Below are 17,976 nucleotides of genomic sequence, written 5' to 3' on the forward strand. Positions count from 1 at the left end.
GGTAAGTATGACTGTCTGAATTCTGCGGCGGATGCTCAGAATCCAGACAGTTTAGCGCGGGTAATTAAAAACGGCTGACGAAAGGCGTGGTGTCCGGCACGCTGATGGTGCTGGAGGCTTTAAGCTGCGGGGTGCCGAGATAGAGGAAGCCGACAATTTTATCGTGCTCGCCACAGGCAAAGCCATCACGCACGACCGAACTTTCGGTCAGCGGTCCGGTGCGCCAGATGCCATTGAAGCCCTGCGCGACGGCGGCCATTTGCATTGCCATTACCGCGCAACCGGCAGACATCTCCTGCTCCCAGACCGGCACTTTATGATCGGCCTGGCATTTTGCGACTACCGCGATGATCATCGGCGCACGGAATGGCGCGTTGCGGGCTTTATCAATCCCCTTCTCATCCTGGCCTGCGGCAACAGCCCCCTGCTCCAGCAGCTGGCTGAAGCGGCCGCGCCCTTCGCCTTCAATAATAAAGAAGTGCCACGGCTGCAATGTGCCATGGTCCGGCGCACGCATTCCGGCACGCAGAATGTTTTCCAGCTGCTCGCCGACGGGTGCCGGTTCGGCCAGGCGGGAAGCGCTACGACGGTTAACAAGCAGTTCAAGTGCGTCCATTGGTTAACTCCTTTCATGAAATTTACTCACAAAATTAACACGACAGCAGAATTTGTTACAGCGTGGCAGGCGATTCCTGCTGACAAGTGGCGGTTGGGTCATTACGATAACCGCACATTACCGTCCCGTGGCGACGGAAACAGTCCTTTTCTGGTTAGGGAGAATACATGCGAACCCTTTGGCGAATCTTTGCCGGTTTCTTTAAATGGACGTGGCGACTGCTCAACTTCGTCCGCAACCTGGTGATGAACATCTTTTTCATCTTCCTGGTCCTGGTATGCGCTGGTATCTGGATGCATATCAGCAACGCAAACCAGTCGCAGCATTCGACGCGCGGCGCACTGTTACTCGATATCACCGGGGTGATTGTTGATAAGCCATCGACCAGCAACCGTCTGGGCGTGATTGGCCGCCAGCTGTTCGGCGCAACGTCAGACCGTCTCCAGGAAAACTCCTTGTTTGATATTGTCGACACCATCCGTCAGGCCAAAGACGATCGTAACATTACCGGTATCGTGTTGGACCTGAAAGATTTTGCCGGCGCCGATCAGCCGTCAATGCAGTACATCGGTAAAGCGCTGCGCGAATTTCGCGACAGCGGTAAACCGGTTATTGCCATTGGCGACAGCTACACCCAGGGGCAATATTATCTGGCGAGCTTTGCCAATAAGATCTGGCTTTCGCCACAGGGCACGGTCGATCTGCATGGCTTCGCCACTAACGGTCTGTACTACAAATCGCTGCTCGACAAGCTGAAGGTCACTACCCACGTCTTCCGCGTCGGGACCTATAAATCCGCCGTGGAGCCGTTTATCCGCGATGATATGTCCCCTGCTGCCCGTGAAGCGGACAGCCGCTGGATTGGTGAGCTGTGGCAGAACTACCTCGGCACCATTGCCGCTAACCGTCAGATTACCGCTGAGCAGGTCTTCCCGGGCGCGCGCGGCGTGCTGGACGGCCTGCGCAAGGTGGACGGCGATACAGCGAAATACGCGCTTGATAACAAACTGGTCGATCAGCTGGGTTCCAGCGCTGAAATTGAAAAAGCGCTGACCAAACAGTTCGGCTGGAGTAAAGAGGACAAAAACTACAGCGCCATCAGCATGTATGACTACGCTGCGAAAAAACCGGACGACAGCGGTGACAGCATCGCCGTGGTGTTTGCTAACGGGGCCATTATGGACGGGGAAGAAACGCCGGGGAACGTCGGCGGAGACACCACCGCGTCGCAGATCCGCGATGCGCGCCTGGATCCGAAAGTGAAGGCAATTGTCCTGAGGGTGAACAGCCCTGGCGGCAGCGTCAGCGCCTCTGAAGTGATCCGTGCTGAACTGGCCGCCGCGCGCGCCGCAGGCAAGCCGGTAGTGGTCTCGATGGGCGGCATGGCGGCTTCCGGGGGGTACTGGATCTCGACGCCAGCCAACTACATTGTGGCTAACCCAAGCACGCTGACCGGCTCGATTGGCATCTTCGGTGTGATCAACACCGTTGAGAACAGCCTGGATTATCTCGGCGTCCACACCGACGGCGTTTCCACCTCGCCGCTGGCAGACGTGTCCGTTACCAAATCCCTGCCGCCTGAGGTGTCTGAGATGATGCAGCTCAGCATTGAGAGTGGCTATAAACGTTTCATCACGCTGGTTGCGGACTCCCGTAAAAAGACGCCCGATCAGATTGACCAGATCGCGCAGGGCCACGTCTGGACCGGCCAGGATGCGAAGAGCAACGGCCTGGTAGACAGCCTGGGTGACTTCGACGACGCCGTGAAGAAAGCGGCGGAGCTGGCGAAGCTCAAGCAGTGGCACGTGGACTATTATCAGGACGAACCGACGTTCTTCGATATGGTCATGGACAGCATGTCCGGCTCCGTCCGCACCATGCTACCGGAAGCGCTTCAGGCGTATCTGCCGGCGCCGGTGGCGACCGCGGCGAAAGCCATGAAAGCGGAGAGCGACAAGCTCGCAGCCTTTAATGATCCACAGAGCCGTTACGCGTTTTGCCTGACCTGCGCGAACGTGCGTTAAAAACCGTCCCCTCTTCCCGTGAAGAGGGGATTTTTTCTTTTGAAGAACAAGAACTCATTACCATGCAGAAGAAATCAATATATGTCGCCTATACCGGCGGTACCATCGGTATGCAGCGCTCAGAAAATGGCTATATCCCGGTTTCCGGCCACTTGCAGCGCCAGCTGGCGCTGATGCCTGAATTTCACCGTCCGGAAATGCCGGACTTTACCATCCACGAATATGAGCCGCTGATGGACTCCTCCGACATGACGCCGGAAGACTGGCAGCATATTGCGGACGATATTAAAGCCCATTACGACCAGTACGACGGCTTCGTGATCCTTCACGGCACCGACACCATGGCGTTCACCGCCTCGGCGCTCTCCTTCATGCTGGAGAACCTGAGCAAGCCCGTCATCGTGACCGGTTCGCAGATCCCGCTGGCGGAACTGCGTTCAGACGGGCAGATCAACCTGCTTAACTCCCTGTACGTGGCCGCTAATTACCCGATCAACGAGGTAACGCTGTTCTTCAACAACCGACTGTACCGCGGGAACCGTACCACTAAAGCGCACGCCGATGGCTTTGACGCTTTTGCCTCACCTAACCTGCAACCGCTGCTGGAAGCGGGGATCCATATCCGTCGTCTGGGCACGCCGCCCGCGCCAAATACCGCAGGCGAGCTGATCGTTCACCCCATTACCCCGCAGCCGATTGGCGTGGTGACGATTTACCCGGGTATTTCCGCCGACGTGGTGCGCAACTTTCTGCGCCAGCCGGTGAAGGCGCTGATCCTGCGCTCCTATGGTGTGGGTAACGCCCCGCAGAACGGTGAGTTCCTTAAGGAGCTTCAGGAGGCGAGCGATCGCGGGATTGTGGTGGTCAACCTCACCCAGTGTATGTCCGGCAAGGTCAATATGGGCGGCTACGCCACCGGTAATGCTCTGGCTCACGCAGGCGTGATAAGTGGTTTCGATATGACCGTTGAGGCAACACTGACTAAACTTCACTATTTACTGAGTCAGGATCTGGATATTGATTCCATTCGCCGCGCCATGATGCAAAACCTGCGCGGTGAACTGACGCCGGACGAATAAGGAGATCCCATGAAGCAACGCGCCCTGTTACTGGTCGATTTGCAAAATGATTTCTGTGCGGGTGGTGCGCTGGCCGTCGCGGAAGGCGACAGCACCGTAGACGTCGCGAATTCGCTGATTGCGTGGTGTAAAGCTCGTGGTGAAGCGGTGGTGGCGAGTCAGGACTGGCATCCGGCAAACCACGGCAGCTTTGCCAGCCAGCACAACGTTGAGCCTTTCAGCCAGGGCGAACTGGACGGGCTGGCGCAAACCTTCTGGCCCGATCACTGCGTGCAGCAGACGGAAGGCGCTGAGCTGCATCCGCTGCTGAACCAGAAGGCCATCGACGCGGTGTTCCACAAAGGTGAAAACCCAACCATCGACAGCTACAGCGCGTTCTTTGATAACGGTCATCGTCAGAAGACGGCGCTGGACGCGTGGTTGCGCCACCATGAGATCACCGAGCTGATTGTGCTGGGCCTGGCGACGGATTACTGCGTGAAGTTCACCGTGCTGGATGCGCTCCAGTTGGGCTATACCGTGAATGTCATCACCGACGGCTGTCGCGGGGTGAATATTCAGCCGCATGACAGCGCTCAGGCGTTTATGGATATGGCCGCAGAAGGCGCAACGCTGTATACGCTGGCTGACTGGATGGAGACGCAGGCGTAAGCTTTTTAGCCGGGTGACGGCTTCGCCTTACCCGGCCTACTTTCTCTGGTTTTGTAGACCGGGTAAGCGTCAGCGCCACCCGGCATTTCTTCCCCAATCCCCATAAAGTGAACTCCCTCGCATCACAAGCGAAACGGCGATGCTATTCTCTCGAGGCTGTTTTTTCGCCACGCCTTTTCTGTGGCGTGGTTATTTTTATTCAGTCAAAGAGGAAATTATATGAAACGTTTGCCCTTGCTGGCAGCATTACCCTTGCTTTGCGCGTCACTGGCTTCCGCTGCGCCCCTGATGTCCGTGGGTTACTTCAATGGCGGTGGCGATGTTACCGCCGGACCGGGTGGCGATATTCATAAACTCGACGTGCGCCAGATCACCCACCTCAACTACTCGTTTGGTCTGGTCTATAACAACGAGAAAGACGAAACCAACGCCGCGCTGAAAGATCCGGCAAAACTGCATCAAATCTGGTTATCACCCAAGGTGGCATCCGATCTGGCGTTACTTCCTCAGCTTCGTAAACAAAACCCGAACCTGAAAGTCCTGCTTTCCGTTGGCGGCTGGGGCGCGCGAGGTTTTTCTGGCGCAGCGGCAACCAAAGAGAGCCGCGCGGTGTTTATTCGCTCCGCGCAGGAGATCGTCAGTCAATACGGCCTGGACGGGATCGATCTCGACTGGGAGTTCCCGGTCAACGGCGCGTGGGGACTGGTCGAGAGCACTCCAGCCGACCGGGATAATTTCACCGCGCTGTTAAAAGAGATGCGTTACGCGTTTGGTAAGAAAAAGCTGGTCACGATTGCGGTGGGCGCGAATGCGGAAAGTCCGAAAAGCTGGGTGGATGTGAAAGCCATTGCCCCCCTGCTTGATTACATCAACCTGATGACCTACGACATGGCGTACGGTACTCAGTATTTTAACGCGAATCTGTATGACTCCAGCGACTGGCCAACGGTTGCTGCCGCAGACAAATACAGCGTCGATTTTGTGGTGAATAACTATCTGGCCGCCGGGCTGAAGCCGCAGCAGATGAACCTCGGAATTGGTTTCTATGGGCGCGTGCCGAAACGTGCCGTAGAGCCAGGGATCGACTGGAGCAAACCAGACGCGCAAAACAATCCGGTGACGCAGCCCTACTTCGGGCCGCAGGAACTGAGCCTGTTCAAATCGCTTGGCTATGATCTGACCAAAGATACCTATGTGAAATACAACGATATCGTCCGCAAGCTGCTGAACGATCCGCAAAAACGCTTTACCGAGCACTGGGACGAACAGGCGAAGGTGCCGTGGCTGTCGGTGAAATCTGCCGACGGGAAGGCGCTGTTTGCGATTTCCTATGAGAACCCGCGCTCCGTGGCGATCAAAGCGGATTACATCAAGGAGAAAGGACTTGCCGGCGCCATGTTCTGGGAGTATGGGGCTGACGACGAAAACCAGCTCGCGAAACAGCTGGCGGAGTCGCTTGGGATCCTGCATCAGTAGTAAGACAATCAAGCCCTCTCCCTTTGGGAGAGGGTTGGGTGAGGGCATAAACCCGCACCGTTATTGCATTTTCATCGTCGCAATCGGCTTCGGCGTGATGCCGAAGTCTTCTTTCAACTCGCGCTTGCTTTTCATCACCATCTGACCGTTAGTGTCGATGGTCATGTGCTGGGCGTCGGTATTGTGACGCGCCTGCCACAGCATCACCAGCTGCAAGCTGTTCTCTTTTTGCTCAGGTGTGAGCGCCACACCGTCCGGCCATTTTCCCAGCTCAACGGCCGTCACCAGACGCTGATAAACCTCCGGGGTCATACCTGCAATCATGTCATCAATATTCATGATCTCTCCCTTTCAAAGGAATAATTTGCTGAATCGTTTTTTCAACCCTTGATCTGGTCGCCGTTTTCATCATCGGTAAAGCTCATGGAAGCCGAATTTACGCAGAAACGCTCCCCCGTCGGCTGCGGGCCATCCGGGAAGACATGCCCGAGATGGGCGTCGCAGTTCCCGCAACGAATTTCGGTGCGCACCATGCCGTGCGAGGTGTCCGTCAGGTAGCGGATCGCATCATCGCTGACAGGCTCGTAAAAACTCGGCCAGCCGCAGCCAGAATCGTACTTCGTCTGGGAGTTAAACAGCGGTGCATCACACACCAGGCAGTGGTAGACGCCTTCCCGTTTATTGTGCAGCAAACGCCCGGAAAACGGCGGTTCTGTGCCGTGATTTTGCGTCACGTAAAACTGCATCTCTGTAAGGTTTTTTTTCAAATCGTCGGGGTTACGTTGGTTCGACATATGCTTACATCTCGCTGTTGAAACAGACATCTTTTAACCCAGATTCTAACAAAACATTAACACCCGCGCGTGCACTTTTGTTCTAAACTTATGTGTCGCGAAAAGGCGGTCAGGCAATTGTGATCAATTTCACATTTTAATCCTGCGAGGCCTTTAAAATTCCGGGCGCAGCCCCCATGTGGTTGCTAGCTCAAAGGGAAAGTGAGGCGAGTCAGTCGCACAAACGTTAGTCACAGGATTGATTTGTCGCAATGATTGACACGATTCCGCTTGACGCTGCGTAAGGTTTTTGTAATTTTACAGGCAACCTTTTATTCACTAACAAATAGCTGGTGGAATATATGACTATCAAAGTAGGTATCAACGGTTTTGGCCGTATCGGCCGTATTGTTTTCCGTGCTGCTCAGAAACGTTCTGACATCGAAATCGTTGGTATCAACGATCTCCTGGACGCTGAATACATGGCGTACATGCTGAAGTACGACTCAACTCACGGTCGTTTCGACGGCACCGTTGAAGTGAAAGACGGCCACCTGGTTGTTAACGGCAAAACCATCCGCGTTACTGCTGAGAAAGACCCAGCTAACCTGAAATGGAACGAAATCGGTGTTGACGTTGTAGCTGAAGCTACCGGTATCTTCCTGACCGACGAAACTGCACGTAAACACATCACTGCGGGTGCGAAGAAAGTTGTTCTGACTGGTCCTTCCAAAGACAACACCCCAATGTTCGTTCGCGGTGCAAACTTTGAAACTTACGCTGGCCAGGATATCGTTTCCAACGCATCCTGCACCACCAACTGCCTGGCACCGCTGGCTAAAGTTATCAACGACAACTTCGGCATCATCGAAGGTCTGATGACTACCGTTCACGCAACCACCGCTACTCAGAAAACCGTTGATGGCCCGTCTCACAAAGACTGGCGCGGCGGCCGTGGCGCGGCTCAGAACATCATCCCATCTTCTACCGGTGCTGCTAAAGCAGTAGGTAAAGTACTGCCAGAACTGAATGGCAAACTGACTGGTATGGCGTTCCGCGTTCCAACTCCTAACGTATCCGTTGTTGACCTGACCGTTCGTCTGGAAAAAGCTGCTTCTTATGAAGAAATTAAGAAAGCAATCAAAGCTGCTTCCGAAGGCCCAATGAAAGGCGTTCTGGGTTACACCGAAGACGACGTTGTATCTACCGATTTCAACGGCGAAGTGTGCACTTCCGTGTTCGATGCTAAAGCAGGTATCGCACTGAACGACAACTTCGTGAAACTGGTTTCCTGGTACGACAACGAAACTGGCTACTCTAACAAAGTACTGGACCTGATCGCTCACATCTCCAAATAAGTTGAGATGAGTGCTTGATCCTAAAAGGCGACTTCGGTCGCCTTTTTTATTGTTTTTAGACAGAGGATTGCTTAATGATTAATAAAATTTTTGCACTTCCGGTAGTCGAACAACTTACCCCTGTGCTCTCCCGCCGTCAGATTGACGGTGCCGATATCATCGTCGTTGATCATCCGCGCGTTAAAGCCTCCGTCGCGCTCAACGGCGCCCACCTGCTCTCCTGGAAACCAGAAGGTGAAGAAGAAGGCCTGTGGCTGAGCGAGGCCACCTCGTTCAAAAGAGGGGCGGCGATCCGCGGCGGCGTACCGATTTGCTGGCCATGGTTTGGCCCGTCAGCGCAGCAGGGATTACCGTCTCACGGTTTCGCCCGTAACCAGCAGTGGACGCTGAAAGCCCACAACGAAGATGAAAACGGCGCGGTGTTGACCTTTGAGCTCCAGGCGAATGATGAAACGCGCGCCCTGTGGCCACATGAATTCACCCTGTATGCCCGCTTCAAGCTGGGTAAAACCTGCGAGATTGAACTGGAAGCGCACGGCGAATTCGAAACTACGTCCGCCCTGCACACCTATTTCAACGTAGGCGACATTCAGGCCGTTAAGGTGAGCGGACTTGGCGATACCTTTATCGACAAAGTGGATAACGCGAAAGAAGGCAAGCTGGACGACGGCGTGCAGACTTTCCCGGATCGTACCGACCGCGTATACCTGCACCCGGAAGCCTGTAGCGTCATCCACGACAGCGCGCTGAACCGCGGTATTGATGTGGTTCATCACCACCACAGCAACGTAGTGGGCTGGAACCCGGGCCCTGCCCTTTCCGTCAGCATGGCGGATATCCCGGATGACGGTTACAAAACCTTCGTCTGCGTGGAAACCGCGTGCGTGACCGCGCCGCAGAAAACCAGCGAAGAAAAACCGTCCCGCTTAGGCCAGACGATCAAGATTGTGAAGCGCTAATATTGTTCAGGCATCATAAAAAACAAACGGGGCGCAAGCGCCCCGTTTTAATGCATTACGTTCTGGTCAGAACTTGTAGGTCACACCTACAGAGAAGATGCCAGACCAGGACTTGTCGACCATCGGGCTGTCTTTCACTTCATCGCTCAGACGAATGTAACGGCCAGTACCGTACACATTCCAGTCACCGAGGAAGTTATACGATGCGGTGAGTTCCAGGTACGGGTCCCAGCCATCATCCGCGCTGTAGCTATTCAAACCACTGCGGCGAGACTCCGCTTTAGACACGCCATAGTAGTAGTCGTTGTAATTTTCGCTGCTGTACTGCACACCGATACCCGGCGTCAGCGTCACTGCGCCGTTGGTATAGCGGTAAAGCCACGCCAGATCCCAGATGAAGCCGTTGCTGTTGTCCAGGGTATCGCCCGCCAGTGCAGTGCGCAGGAAGCCATACTCGGTATTATGGACGTAAGAAAGCCCCGCCATCAGTGAGCTTCTGCGTTTGTCCAGTTGACGAAGCGCATTGCTGTCGCTGTCGCCTGGTTTAAAGTGCGTTGGGTCGTAATAGGCCATGATGGAGAGCTTATCGGCCGTATCGTTCCACAGATAGTAGCCGCCGCCCAACCCACGGAACCAGAAGTTATCGCCTTCATAGGTGACAACGGGGACAGGATAAACGTCGCGGTCATACTGCTTGTACGGGCTGTTAATCACGCCAGCACCCGCGCCAACAGTCCACTGGCTCTCAGCCTGTACGGTGCTCGCTGCGGTAGCGGCAAGGATGCCCAATGCCAGAAGTTTGAGTTTGGTCACAATCCATTCTTTCCTGTAGTCAAATAATCAGCGGGTGAAGTGTAACCGCCATTCCCGTACATCCCAAAATTTTTTGCGCACTAATCCGTTTGATTAACCCGTTATTTTTCATTTTTCAGATGACATCCCGCTTTCATTTATGTGACCGATAAATGAAAAACCCGCTTTTCGCTTATAACCGCAGTGGAAATTTTTGGATGAGTTATTGATATGTCATTGAAAGTAGATTTTATCCGTATGCAAGTTTTGCAATTGCCATCTACGCTTTAATTTAAGAAGAGGTTTTGCTGAACACCCTGCGGTTCATAGCCTTCGACCTGGCACACAGGTTGCTGCTCTGGCAGTGAGGTGCGAAAAATTCTCTTCCGGGAGCCTCCACTACTCATACGAACGGCTCTTATCCTGTGCTAAAAAACGAAAGGACGGCATGCCATGAATATATTCGATCACTATCGCCAGCGCTACGAAGCTGCCAAGGACGAAGAGTTCACACTGCAGGAGTTTCTTACCATTTGTCGGCAAGATCGCAGTGCCTATGCCAATGCGGCAGAACGGCTATTGATGGCTATTGGTGAGCCAAACATGGTTGATACTGCCCTGGAGCCACGGCTTTCCCGTCTCTTTTCGAATCGGGTGGTCGCCCGATACCCGGCGTTTGAAGAGTTCTATGGCATGGAAGATGCCATTGAGCAGATCGTCTCCTACCTGAAGCATGCCGCTCAGGGGCTGGAAGAGAAGAAGCAGATCCTTTACCTGCTGGGTCCTGTCGGTGGGGGTAAATCCTCCCTGGCTGAACGGCTGAAAGCGCTGATGCAGCGCGTGCCGATCTATGTGCTGAGCGCCAACGGCGAGCGCAGCCCGGTCAATGACCATCCGCTGTGCCTGTTTAATCCGCAAGAGGATGCGCAAATTCTGGAAAAAGAGTTTGGCATTCCGCATCGCTATCTCGGTACGATCATGTCGCCGTGGGCGGCAAAACGTCTGCACGAGTTTGGCGGGGACATCACCAAATTCCGCGTCGTGAAAGTGTGGCCGTCTATCCTCGAGCAGATCGCCATTGCCAAAACAGAACCCGGTGACGAGAACAACCAGGATATCTCGGCGCTGGTGGGTAAAGTCGATATCCGTAAGCTGGAGCATCACGCGCAAAACGACCCGGATGCCTACGGCTATTCCGGTGCGCTGTGCCGTGCCAACCAGGGGATTATGGAATTCGTCGAGATGTTTAAAGCACCGATCAAAGTGCTGCATCCGCTGCTGACCGCCACCCAGGAGGGGAACTACAACGGGACGGAAGGTATTTCCGCCCTGCCGTTTAACGGGATTATCCTTGCCCACTCTAACGAATCTGAATGGGTGACCTTCCGTAACAACAAAAACAATGAGGCGTTCCTTGACCGTGTGTACATCGTCAAAGTGCCTTATTGCCTGCGGATCTCCGAGGAGATCAAGATTTACGAAAAACTGCTCAACCACAGTGAGCTGGTCCATGCCCCTTGCGCACCGGGAACGCTGGAAACGCTGTCGCGCTTCTCGATCCTGTCGCGCCTGAAAGAGCCGGAAAACTCCAGCATCTACTCAAAAATGCGCGTGTATGACGGCGAAAGCCTGAAGGATACCGACCCGAAAGCGAAATCGTACCAGGAATACCGCGATTACGCCGGGGTCGACGAAGGGATGAACGGTCTGTCGACGCGTTTCGCGTTTAAGATCCTCTCCCGCGTCTTTAACTTCGACCACGCGGAGGTGGCCGCCAACCCGGTACATCTGTTCTACGTGCTGGAACAGCAAATTGAACGTGAACAGTTCCCACAGGAGCAGGCTGAACGCTACCTGGAGTTCCTGAAAGGCTACCTGATCCCGAAATACGCCGAGTTCATTGGCAAAGAGATCCAGACCGCCTATCTGGAATCCTATTCCGAATACGGCCAGAACATCTTCGACCGGTACGTCACTTACGCTGACTTCTGGATCCAGGATCAGGAGTATCGCGACCCGGATACCGGCCAGCTGTTTGACCGTGAATCCCTGAACGCGGAACTTGAAAAAATCGAGAAACCAGCCGGGATCAGCAACCCGAAAGACTTCCGAAACGAGATTGTGAACTTCGTGCTGCGCGCCAGAGCGCATAACAACGGCCGCAATCCGAACTGGACCAGCTACGAAAAACTGCGCACCGTTATAGAGAAGAAAATGTTCTCTAACACGGAAGAGCTGTTGCCGGTTATCTCGTTCAACGCCAAAACCTCAACCGACGAGCAGAAAAAGCACGACGATTTTGTCGACCGTATGATGGAAAAAGGCTATACGCGCAAACAGGTCCGCCTGCTTTGTGAATGGTATCTGCGCGTGCGTAAATCGTCTTAAAACAAGTGCCCGGTAACGCGCTTACCGGGCCAACAAAATGTCCGGCACTTACGGACGCTGCAAGTTGGCAAATGCAGTACGGGGGATATATGACCTGGTTTATTGACCGGCGTCTTAACGGCAAAAACAAGAGCACGGTGAATCGCCAGCGCTTCTTGCGCCGTTATAAAGCGCAAATTAAACAGTCGATCTCCGAGGCCATCAACAAACGCTCGGTGACCGACGTCGACAGCGGCGAATCCGTCTCCATCCCCAACGATGACATCAGCGAACCGATGTTTCATCAGGGGCGTGGCGGCCTTCGCCATCGTGTACACCCAGGTAATGACCACTTCGTCCAGAATGACAGAATCGAGCGTCCCCAAGGCGGAGGCGGCGGTTCTGGCAGCGGTCAGGGGCAAGCCAGCCAGGACGGAGAAGGCCAGGATGAGTTTGTCTTCCAGATTTCAAAAGACGAATATCTCGATCTGCTGTTTGAGGATCTGGCCCTGCCGAATCTGAGAAAGAATCAGCACCGTCAACTCAACGAATACAAAACCCATCGTGCGGGCTATACCGCAAATGGGGTGCCCGCCAACATCAGCGTGGTGCGTTCACTGCAAAACTCGCTGGCGCGACGCACGGCGATGACGGCAGGCAAACGGCGCGAACTGCGCGAGCTGGAAACCAGCCTGAAAGTAGTGGAAAACACGGAACCGGCGCAACTGCTGGAAGAGGAGCGCCTGCGAAAAGAGATTGCCAAACTGCGGGCGAAGATCGACCGGGTGCCGTTTATCGACACGTTCGACCTGCGCTACAAGAACTACGAAAAACGCCCTGAGCCTTCCAGCCAGGCGGTGATGTTCTGCCTGATGGACGTGTCAGGTTCAATGGATCAGGCCACCAAGGATATGGCTAAGCGTTTTTATATTCTGCTCTATCTGTTCCTGAGCAGAACGTATAAGAACGTGGAGGTGGTCTACATCCGCCATCACACTCAGGCGAAAGAGGTGGATGAACATGAGTTCTTCTACTCGCAGGAGACCGGTGGCACCATCGTGTCGAGCGCCCTGAAGCTGATGGATGAGGTAGTGAAGGAGCGCTACGATCCGGCGCAGTGGAACATCTACGCCGCGCAGGCATCGGATGGCGATAACTGGGCGGATGACTCGCCGCTGTGTCATGAAATTCTGGCGAAGAAGATCCTGCCGGTGGTGCGTTACTACAGCTACATTGAAATTACCCGTCGCGCCCACCAGACGCTATGGCGTGAGTATGAGCATCTGCAAGCGATGTTTGATAACTTTGCGATGCAGCACATTCGTGACCAGGATGACATCTATCCGGTCTTCCGGGAACTGTTCCAGAAACAGTCATCCACCAGCAACGCATGACCCAACAGCCAGCGCTCCCGCTGGCTGTTTTCTTTCAGCCCTCTCCGTCCCGTGCTAATGTAGCAAGCTACGTATTGGCAAATCACAGGTGAAATCGTTATGTCTGATGACGTGACCGGGACGACGACCCATCAGCGCCTAATCAGCTTATTAACCGAGCAGGAGGCGCGCTTTCGCGTGGTGGCGCATGAGGCCGTTGGGAAATGCGAAGCGGTCAGTGAAATTCGCGGGACCGATCTCCGGCAGGGTGCAAAAGCACTGGTCTGCAAGGTAAAAGGCAACGGCGTTAAGAAACATATTCTGGCAATCCTTGCCGCCGATCGGCAGGCCGATCTGAGCCTGCTGGCCAGCCATTTCGGTGGGCTAAAGGCCTCTCTCGCCAGTCCGGCAGAAGTGGATGCGCTTACCGGCTGCGTTTTCGGCGCCATTCCCCCCTTCAGCTTTCATCCGGATCTGACGCTGGTCGCCGATCCGCTGCTGTTTGAGCGCTTCGATGAAATCGCCTTTAACGCCGGCCTGCTGGAAAAATCGGTGATAATGGATACCCAGGACTATCTGCGTATCGCCCGTCCTGAACTGGTGACGTTCCGTAAACAATAAATACAGCGGCTGGCTAACGGTCAGCCGTTTTCCAGCAGCAGCACGGAAGCAATCAAAATAATCGCGATGATAAAAAATGATGAGGAAATAATTAGCGTTTCGACAAACATAGGATCGTTCATGATGCCCTCTGCTTTGCCCATTTACCTCTTTTTTACTCCCCCACAATGACAGCTAAATGACAATGACGCGTCCGCGAAAAGACGATTTTTTTCGCTGAAACGATTCGCTGTTAACTATCCTCCTCCGTATAAAGTCACTGTTTAAATACTTTATTTGTTACCGGTATCACGAAAAGAAATTTACGTAACCCCGATGCCAGATCTCGCAATTGTTAACCTTTTCATCCTGGTTAACCCTGTTTACGGAGCACCTCAAAAATAAACCTTACACTGGCAAGGTGAATACAATGACCGAGATAATTACCCGTAAAGAAAAGATCAGTTATGGGTTAGGCGATATGGCGAGCCATATTGGGCTGGATAACGTCATTATTTTTCTGACGTTTTACTATACGGACGTGGTGGGGCTACCTGCCGCATTCGTGGGCACCATGTTTCTTCTGGCGAGAACCGCCGATGCCATAATAGACCCGGCGATGGGCTATATCGCTGACAGGACGCGCACGCGCTGGGGCAAATTCCGTCCCTGGATGCTGTGGCTGGCGCTGCCCTTTGGCGCAAGTTGTCTGCTGACCTACGCCGTGCCGGCGTCCCTCGATCTGCACGGTAAAATGATTTTCGCTACCGTCAGTTATACCCTGATGATGCTGATGTATACCGCAATCAATATTCCCTATTGCTCCATGGGCGCGGTGATTACGCCCGACAACGATGCGCGAATTTCCCTCCAGTCTTATCGCTTTTTCCTTGCCACTTTGGGTGGCGCGCTGTCGACATTCTTTATGATGCCGCTGGCAGAGTTTTTAGGTGGCGACGATAAATTACTGGGCTACCGCTGGGCAATGGCCATTATGGCGACCGTCGCGGTCGTCATGTTCTGGATCTGCTTCGCCAATACGCGTGAACGTATTAAGGCTCCCGCTACCCACAATAATTATCTTGCGGAACTGCGGGATTTATTACGAAACGACCAATGGCGGATTGTCGCCGTCCTGGTATTAACCAACATTGGTTTTGGCGTTATTCGCCTTGGCGCAATGATGTATTTCGTCACTTATTATCTCGGTAGCGCAAGCTATTTTATGTGGATGCTCGGGGCGCATATTCTCGGGAAAGCCGCAGGCAGCGCGCTGGCCAAACGTCTGACGCAGAACGTCAGCAAAGTGCAGATGTTTGGATACTGTTCCGTACTGGCGGGGGTACTCAGCATCGCTCTGTTCTTTGCGCCTAAGTCGGTGCTTATTCTGGTGCCCATGACGTTTATCGTCTCCACCCTTTACCAGGCCACCACCACGCTGATGTGGGTAATGATGGCGGACGTCGCCGATTACGGCGAATGGAAACAGGGCAAACGCATGGACGGCGTGATCTTCTCCACTTTCCTCGCCGTACTCAAGTTGGGGATGGCGATCAGCGGCGCGATTGTTGGCTGGACGCTGGGCTTAAGCGGTTATGTTGCCAATGCCCCGGAGCAGACCAACACGGCCATGTACTGCATCATCGCCCTCTTCACCGTCGTGCCTGGCGTCTTGTCACTCTGCGCGTTTGCCACGCTGCGCTGGTATAAGCTCGACGACAGCACAATGCAATCCATCCATCTCGCCAAACACCCTGTTTAGAAGGACGCGTTATCCATGAGTGAGCTGATTCAACATTCCAACAGCATCGAATGGCGTTTTGAACGCCAGATCCTGCGTATTGAACCGTGGGGAGAAAACAGCCTGCGCGTCAGGGCCACCTGCTCCCCGGCTTTTGAGGACGCCTTACAGGCACTGTTGCCCGCCGCCCCTTGCCAGGCTGAGATTATCGCCGAAGCGGAAAGCCTGACGCTGCGCAACGGCAATATTACCGCGACGCTGAACCTTAAAGGTCAGCTGGCCTTCTACAATCAGCGCGGCGAACTGCTGCTGGAAGAGATGTGGCGCCAGCGTTCAACGGTGGGTATCGGTGCCAGCGAGAAGAGTCAGGATAAATATGTCAGCGCCCTGAAGCTGGATGGCCGTGAATTTAAGCCGCTAATGGGGGGAAAATATCAGCTCACCGTCCGGTTTGAATCGCGTCCGGATGAACGCATCTATGGCATGGGTCAGTATCAACAGCCGTGGCTGGATCTGAAAGGCTGTACGCTGGAACTGGCGCAGCGCAACTCCCAGGCCAGCGTGCCCTTTATGCAGTCCAGCCTTGGCTATGGCCTGCTGTGGAACAATCCGGCGATTGGTGAAGCCAGCTTTGCAAAAAATCAGACGGAATGGCGCGCCCGCGTGACGGGAGAAATGGACTACTGGATCACCGCCGCTGACACGGTGGCGGATATCACCCGCCAGTATGTAAAAGCCACCGGAACTCCGCCCGCCGCCCCGGCGTTTATCAGCGGGCTGTGGCAGTGCAAATTACGCTACCGTACCCAGCAGGAGGTGCTTGAGGTTGCGCGGGAGTATCGCCGCCGTAATCTGCCGCTGTCGGTAATGGTCATCGACTTTTTCCACTGGCCGAATCAGGGCACCTGGTGCTTCGACCCCGTAGACTGGCCCGACCCTGAAGGGATGGTCGACGAGCTGCGCGAAATGGGTATTGCGCTGATGGTGTCGGTGTGGCCAACGGTAGAGGCGCGCAGCCCTCTCTATCCGCTGATGAAAGCCAAAGGCTGGCTGGTCAGCAGTGAACGTGGCGTGCAGGTCAACCTCGACTTTATGGGCAATACCACCTTCTTTGATGCGACCCATCCTGAGGCGCGGAAATTCGTCTGGGATACGGTGAAGAAAAATTACTACGACATGGGCATTAAGCTGTTCTGGCTGGACGAAGCGGAACCGGAATACCGCGCCTATGATTTTGACAACTATCGCTACCACGCCGGTCCGGTACTGGAAGTGGGCAATCGCTACCCGCGTGATTTTGCGCAGGGCTTTTACGATGGGCTCCAGGCAAACGGTGAAACCGACATTGTTAACCTTGTACGCTGCGCCTGGGCAGGCAGCCAGCGATTCGGTGTGCTGGCGTGGTCGGGTGATGTCCACTCCTCATTCCATGCTTTTCGCAATCAACTCGCCGCGGGACTGAATATGGGGCTGGCGGGGATCCCATGGTGGACGACCGATATCGGCGGCTTCCAGGGAGGGAACGTTAACGACCCGGCGTTCCACGAATTACTGATCCGTTGGTTCCAGTGGGCGGTGTTTACACCGGTTCTGCGCATGCACGGCTATCGCGAACCGCAGATTCAGCCTCCGGAGCGCTACCGTGACGGCATTCCTCAGTGTAACAGCGGTTCGCCTAATGAGCTGTGGAGTTACGGAGAAGAGAATTACGCCATCATGCAGCACTGGCTTACCGTGCGCGAAACCCTGCGCCCGTATATTGACGCGTTGTACCAGCAGGCTCATCTGCACGGAGACCCGCTCATGCGTCCGCTGTTCTGGCACTATCCGCAGGACAAGCAGAGCTGGGCGTGTGAAGATCAGTATCTGTTTGGCGAAGATCTTCTGGTGGCACCGGTTATGCAGGCCGGCCAGCGTGAGCGCGATGTCTGGCTGCCGACGGGCAATAGCTGGGTCGCTCTCAACGGTGAGCGCTACGCCGGTGGGGAGCATATCCGGGTGCCTGCGGCGCTGGAAACCATCCCGGTGTTTATCCGCGAAGGGAGTCCGCTTATCCAGCAACTGGTGGACTGACGTCAGGCAAGTGCCCAAAAATAGACAATTTTTTCAGTAAAGCCTGCCTGCCGACGCGTTTGCGCGTAAAGTAAGCAGGCTTACTATTTTTGGC

16 protein-coding genes are annotated in these 17,976 nt (G+C 54.5%); 11 read left to right on the forward strand and 5 right to left on the reverse strand.

Annotated elements, in window-relative coordinates; genetic code table 11:
* Window positions 1–64: 64 nt before the first annotated feature.
* Window positions 65–616 (reverse strand): NAD(P)H nitroreductase, encoded by a 552-nt coding sequence (locus AM329_RS08205; protein ID WP_023324479.1) that lies wholly within the window; start codon window positions 614–616, stop codon window positions 65–67.
* Between the two features lie 167 nt (window positions 617–783).
* Between AM329_RS08205 and sppA the strand changes: the two genes are divergently transcribed.
* The 4 genes from sppA to AM329_RS08225 all read left to right on the forward strand — a co-directional run bounded on the left by sppA (window position 784) and on the right by AM329_RS08225 (window position 5,846).
* On the forward strand, window positions 784–2,640 hold the full coding sequence (gene sppA, locus AM329_RS08210; RefSeq protein ID WP_032609019.1) for a signal peptide peptidase SppA: 1,857 nt from the start codon (window positions 784–786) through the stop codon (window positions 2,638–2,640).
* Between the two features lie 62 nt (window positions 2,641–2,702).
* Window positions 2,703–3,719 carry an asparaginase gene (gene ansA / locus AM329_RS08215; protein WP_023303507.1) on the forward strand — a complete coding sequence of 339 codons (1,017 nt, stop codon included), beginning with the start codon at window positions 2,703–2,705 and terminating at the stop codon, window positions 3,717–3,719.
* A 9-nt stretch (window positions 3,720–3,728) separates the two neighbouring features.
* Entirely contained in the window at window positions 3,729–4,370 is a 642-nt protein-coding gene (pncA, locus tag AM329_RS08220; RefSeq protein ID WP_032609018.1) for a bifunctional nicotinamidase/pyrazinamidase, read from the forward strand.
* Between the two features lie 219 nt (window positions 4,371–4,589).
* Complete coding sequence (locus tag AM329_RS08225; protein WP_032609017.1) at window positions 4,590–5,846, forward strand: glycoside hydrolase family 18 protein; 1,257 nt, start codon at window positions 4,590–4,592, stop codon at window positions 5,844–5,846.
* Window positions 5,847–5,906: 60 nt separating this feature from the next.
* Here the strand turns inward: AM329_RS08225 and AM329_RS08230 are convergent, their stop codons facing one another.
* Entirely contained in the window at window positions 5,907–6,185 is a 279-nt protein-coding gene (locus tag AM329_RS08230) for a YeaC family protein (protein WP_003857863.1), read from the reverse strand.
* A 41-nt stretch (window positions 6,186–6,226) separates the two neighbouring features.
* Entirely contained in the window at window positions 6,227–6,640 is a 414-nt protein-coding gene (gene msrB, locus AM329_RS08235) for a peptide-methionine (R)-S-oxide reductase MsrB (RefSeq protein WP_032609016.1), read from the reverse strand.
* Between the two features lie 341 nt (window positions 6,641–6,981).
* Here msrB and gapA point away from each other — a divergent pair, with 341 nt between their 5' ends.
* Together gapA and AM329_RS08245 are read left to right on the forward strand one after the other, a co-directional pair.
* Entirely contained in the window at window positions 6,982–7,977 is a 996-nt protein-coding gene (gene gapA, locus AM329_RS08240) for a glyceraldehyde-3-phosphate dehydrogenase (protein ID WP_006809136.1), read from the forward strand.
* 74 nt (window positions 7,978–8,051) lie between these two features.
* The gene (locus AM329_RS08245; protein WP_023324474.1) at window positions 8,052–8,936 is read left to right on the forward strand and encodes a D-hexose-6-phosphate mutarotase; all 885 of its coding nucleotides are present in this window, start codon (window positions 8,052–8,054) and stop codon (window positions 8,934–8,936) included.
* A 66-nt stretch (window positions 8,937–9,002) separates the two neighbouring features.
* Here the strand turns inward: AM329_RS08245 and AM329_RS08250 are convergent, their stop codons facing one another.
* Entirely contained in the window at window positions 9,003–9,749 is a 747-nt protein-coding gene (locus AM329_RS08250) for a MipA/OmpV family protein (RefSeq protein ID WP_022650867.1), read from the reverse strand.
* 432 nt (window positions 9,750–10,181) lie between these two features.
* Between AM329_RS08250 and yeaG the strand changes: the two genes are divergently transcribed.
* The 3 genes from yeaG (at window position 10,182) to AM329_RS08265 (ending at window position 14,089) form a co-directional block, all read left to right on the forward strand.
* The gene (gene yeaG / locus AM329_RS08255; protein ID WP_006809140.1) at window positions 10,182–12,116 is read left to right on the forward strand and encodes a protein kinase YeaG; all 1,935 of its coding nucleotides are present in this window, start codon (window positions 10,182–10,184) and stop codon (window positions 12,114–12,116) included.
* Between the two features lie 89 nt (window positions 12,117–12,205).
* Entirely contained in the window at window positions 12,206–13,489 is a 1,284-nt protein-coding gene (locus AM329_RS08260; RefSeq protein WP_032609015.1) for a YeaH/YhbH family protein, read from the forward strand.
* Between the two features lie 99 nt (window positions 13,490–13,588).
* On the forward strand, window positions 13,589–14,089 hold the full coding sequence (locus AM329_RS08265; protein WP_022650816.1) for a YbaK/prolyl-tRNA synthetase associated domain-containing protein: 501 nt from the start codon (window positions 13,589–13,591) through the stop codon (window positions 14,087–14,089).
* 20 nt (window positions 14,090–14,109) lie between these two features.
* Here the strand turns inward: AM329_RS08265 and yoaI are convergent, their stop codons facing one another.
* Complete coding sequence (yoaI, locus tag AM329_RS26085; RefSeq protein WP_017384693.1) at window positions 14,110–14,211, reverse strand: small membrane protein YoaI; 102 nt, start codon at window positions 14,209–14,211, stop codon at window positions 14,110–14,112.
* Window positions 14,212–14,498: 287 nt separating this feature from the next.
* Here yoaI and AM329_RS08270 point away from each other — a divergent pair, with 287 nt between their 5' ends.
* Window positions 14,499–15,830 carry a glycoside-pentoside-hexuronide (GPH):cation symporter gene (locus AM329_RS08270; RefSeq protein WP_044596273.1) on the forward strand — a complete coding sequence of 444 codons (1,332 nt, stop codon included), beginning with the start codon at window positions 14,499–14,501 and terminating at the stop codon, window positions 15,828–15,830.
* A 15-nt stretch (window positions 15,831–15,845) separates the two neighbouring features.
* Complete coding sequence (locus AM329_RS08275) at window positions 15,846–17,882, forward strand: TIM-barrel domain-containing protein (RefSeq protein WP_023315858.1); 2,037 nt, start codon at window positions 15,846–15,848, stop codon at window positions 17,880–17,882.
* Window positions 17,883–17,976 lie beyond the last annotated feature (94 nt).

It is taken from the genome of Enterobacter cloacae complex sp. AR_0002, assembly GCF_001922365.1.
Lineage (GTDB): Bacteria > Pseudomonadota > Gammaproteobacteria > Enterobacterales > Enterobacteriaceae > Enterobacter > Enterobacter hormaechei_C.

Excerpts from the sequence above, each read along its gene's own strand:
- AM329_RS08205 (WP_023324479.1), bottom strand. The coding sequence starts at position 616 with ATGGACGCACTTGAACTGCTTGTTAACCGTCGTAGCGCTTCCCGCCTG.
- sppA (WP_032609019.1), top strand. The coding sequence starts at position 784 with ATGCGAACCCTTTGGCGAATCTTTGCCGGTTTCTTTAAATGGACGTGG.
- ansA (WP_023303507.1), top strand. The coding sequence starts at position 2,703 with ATGCAGAAGAAATCAATATATGTCGCCTATACCGGCGGTACCATCGGT.
- pncA (WP_032609018.1), top strand. The coding sequence starts at position 3,729 with ATGAAGCAACGCGCCCTGTTACTGGTCGATTTGCAAAATGATTTCTGT.
- AM329_RS08225 (WP_032609017.1), top strand. The coding sequence starts at position 4,590 with ATGAAACGTTTGCCCTTGCTGGCAGCATTACCCTTGCTTTGCGCGTCA.
- AM329_RS08230 (WP_003857863.1), bottom strand. The coding sequence starts at position 6,185 with ATGAATATTGATGACATGATTGCAGGTATGACCCCGGAGGTTTATCAG.
- msrB (WP_032609016.1), bottom strand. The coding sequence starts at position 6,640 with ATGTCGAACCAACGTAACCCCGACGATTTGAAAAAAAACCTTACAGAG.
- gapA (WP_006809136.1), top strand. The coding sequence starts at position 6,982 with ATGACTATCAAAGTAGGTATCAACGGTTTTGGCCGTATCGGCCGTATT.
- AM329_RS08245 (WP_023324474.1), top strand. The coding sequence starts at position 8,052 with ATGATTAATAAAATTTTTGCACTTCCGGTAGTCGAACAACTTACCCCT.
- yeaG (WP_006809140.1), top strand. The coding sequence starts at position 10,182 with ATGAATATATTCGATCACTATCGCCAGCGCTACGAAGCTGCCAAGGAC.
- AM329_RS08260 (WP_032609015.1), top strand. The coding sequence starts at position 12,206 with ATGACCTGGTTTATTGACCGGCGTCTTAACGGCAAAAACAAGAGCACG.
- AM329_RS08265 (WP_022650816.1), top strand. The coding sequence starts at position 13,589 with ATGTCTGATGACGTGACCGGGACGACGACCCATCAGCGCCTAATCAGC.
- yoaI (WP_017384693.1), bottom strand. The coding sequence starts at position 14,211 with ATGAACGATCCTATGTTTGTCGAAACGCTAATTATTTCCTCATCATTT.
- AM329_RS08270 (WP_044596273.1), top strand. The coding sequence starts at position 14,499 with ATGACCGAGATAATTACCCGTAAAGAAAAGATCAGTTATGGGTTAGGC.
- AM329_RS08275 (WP_023315858.1), top strand. The coding sequence starts at position 15,846 with ATGAGTGAGCTGATTCAACATTCCAACAGCATCGAATGGCGTTTTGAA.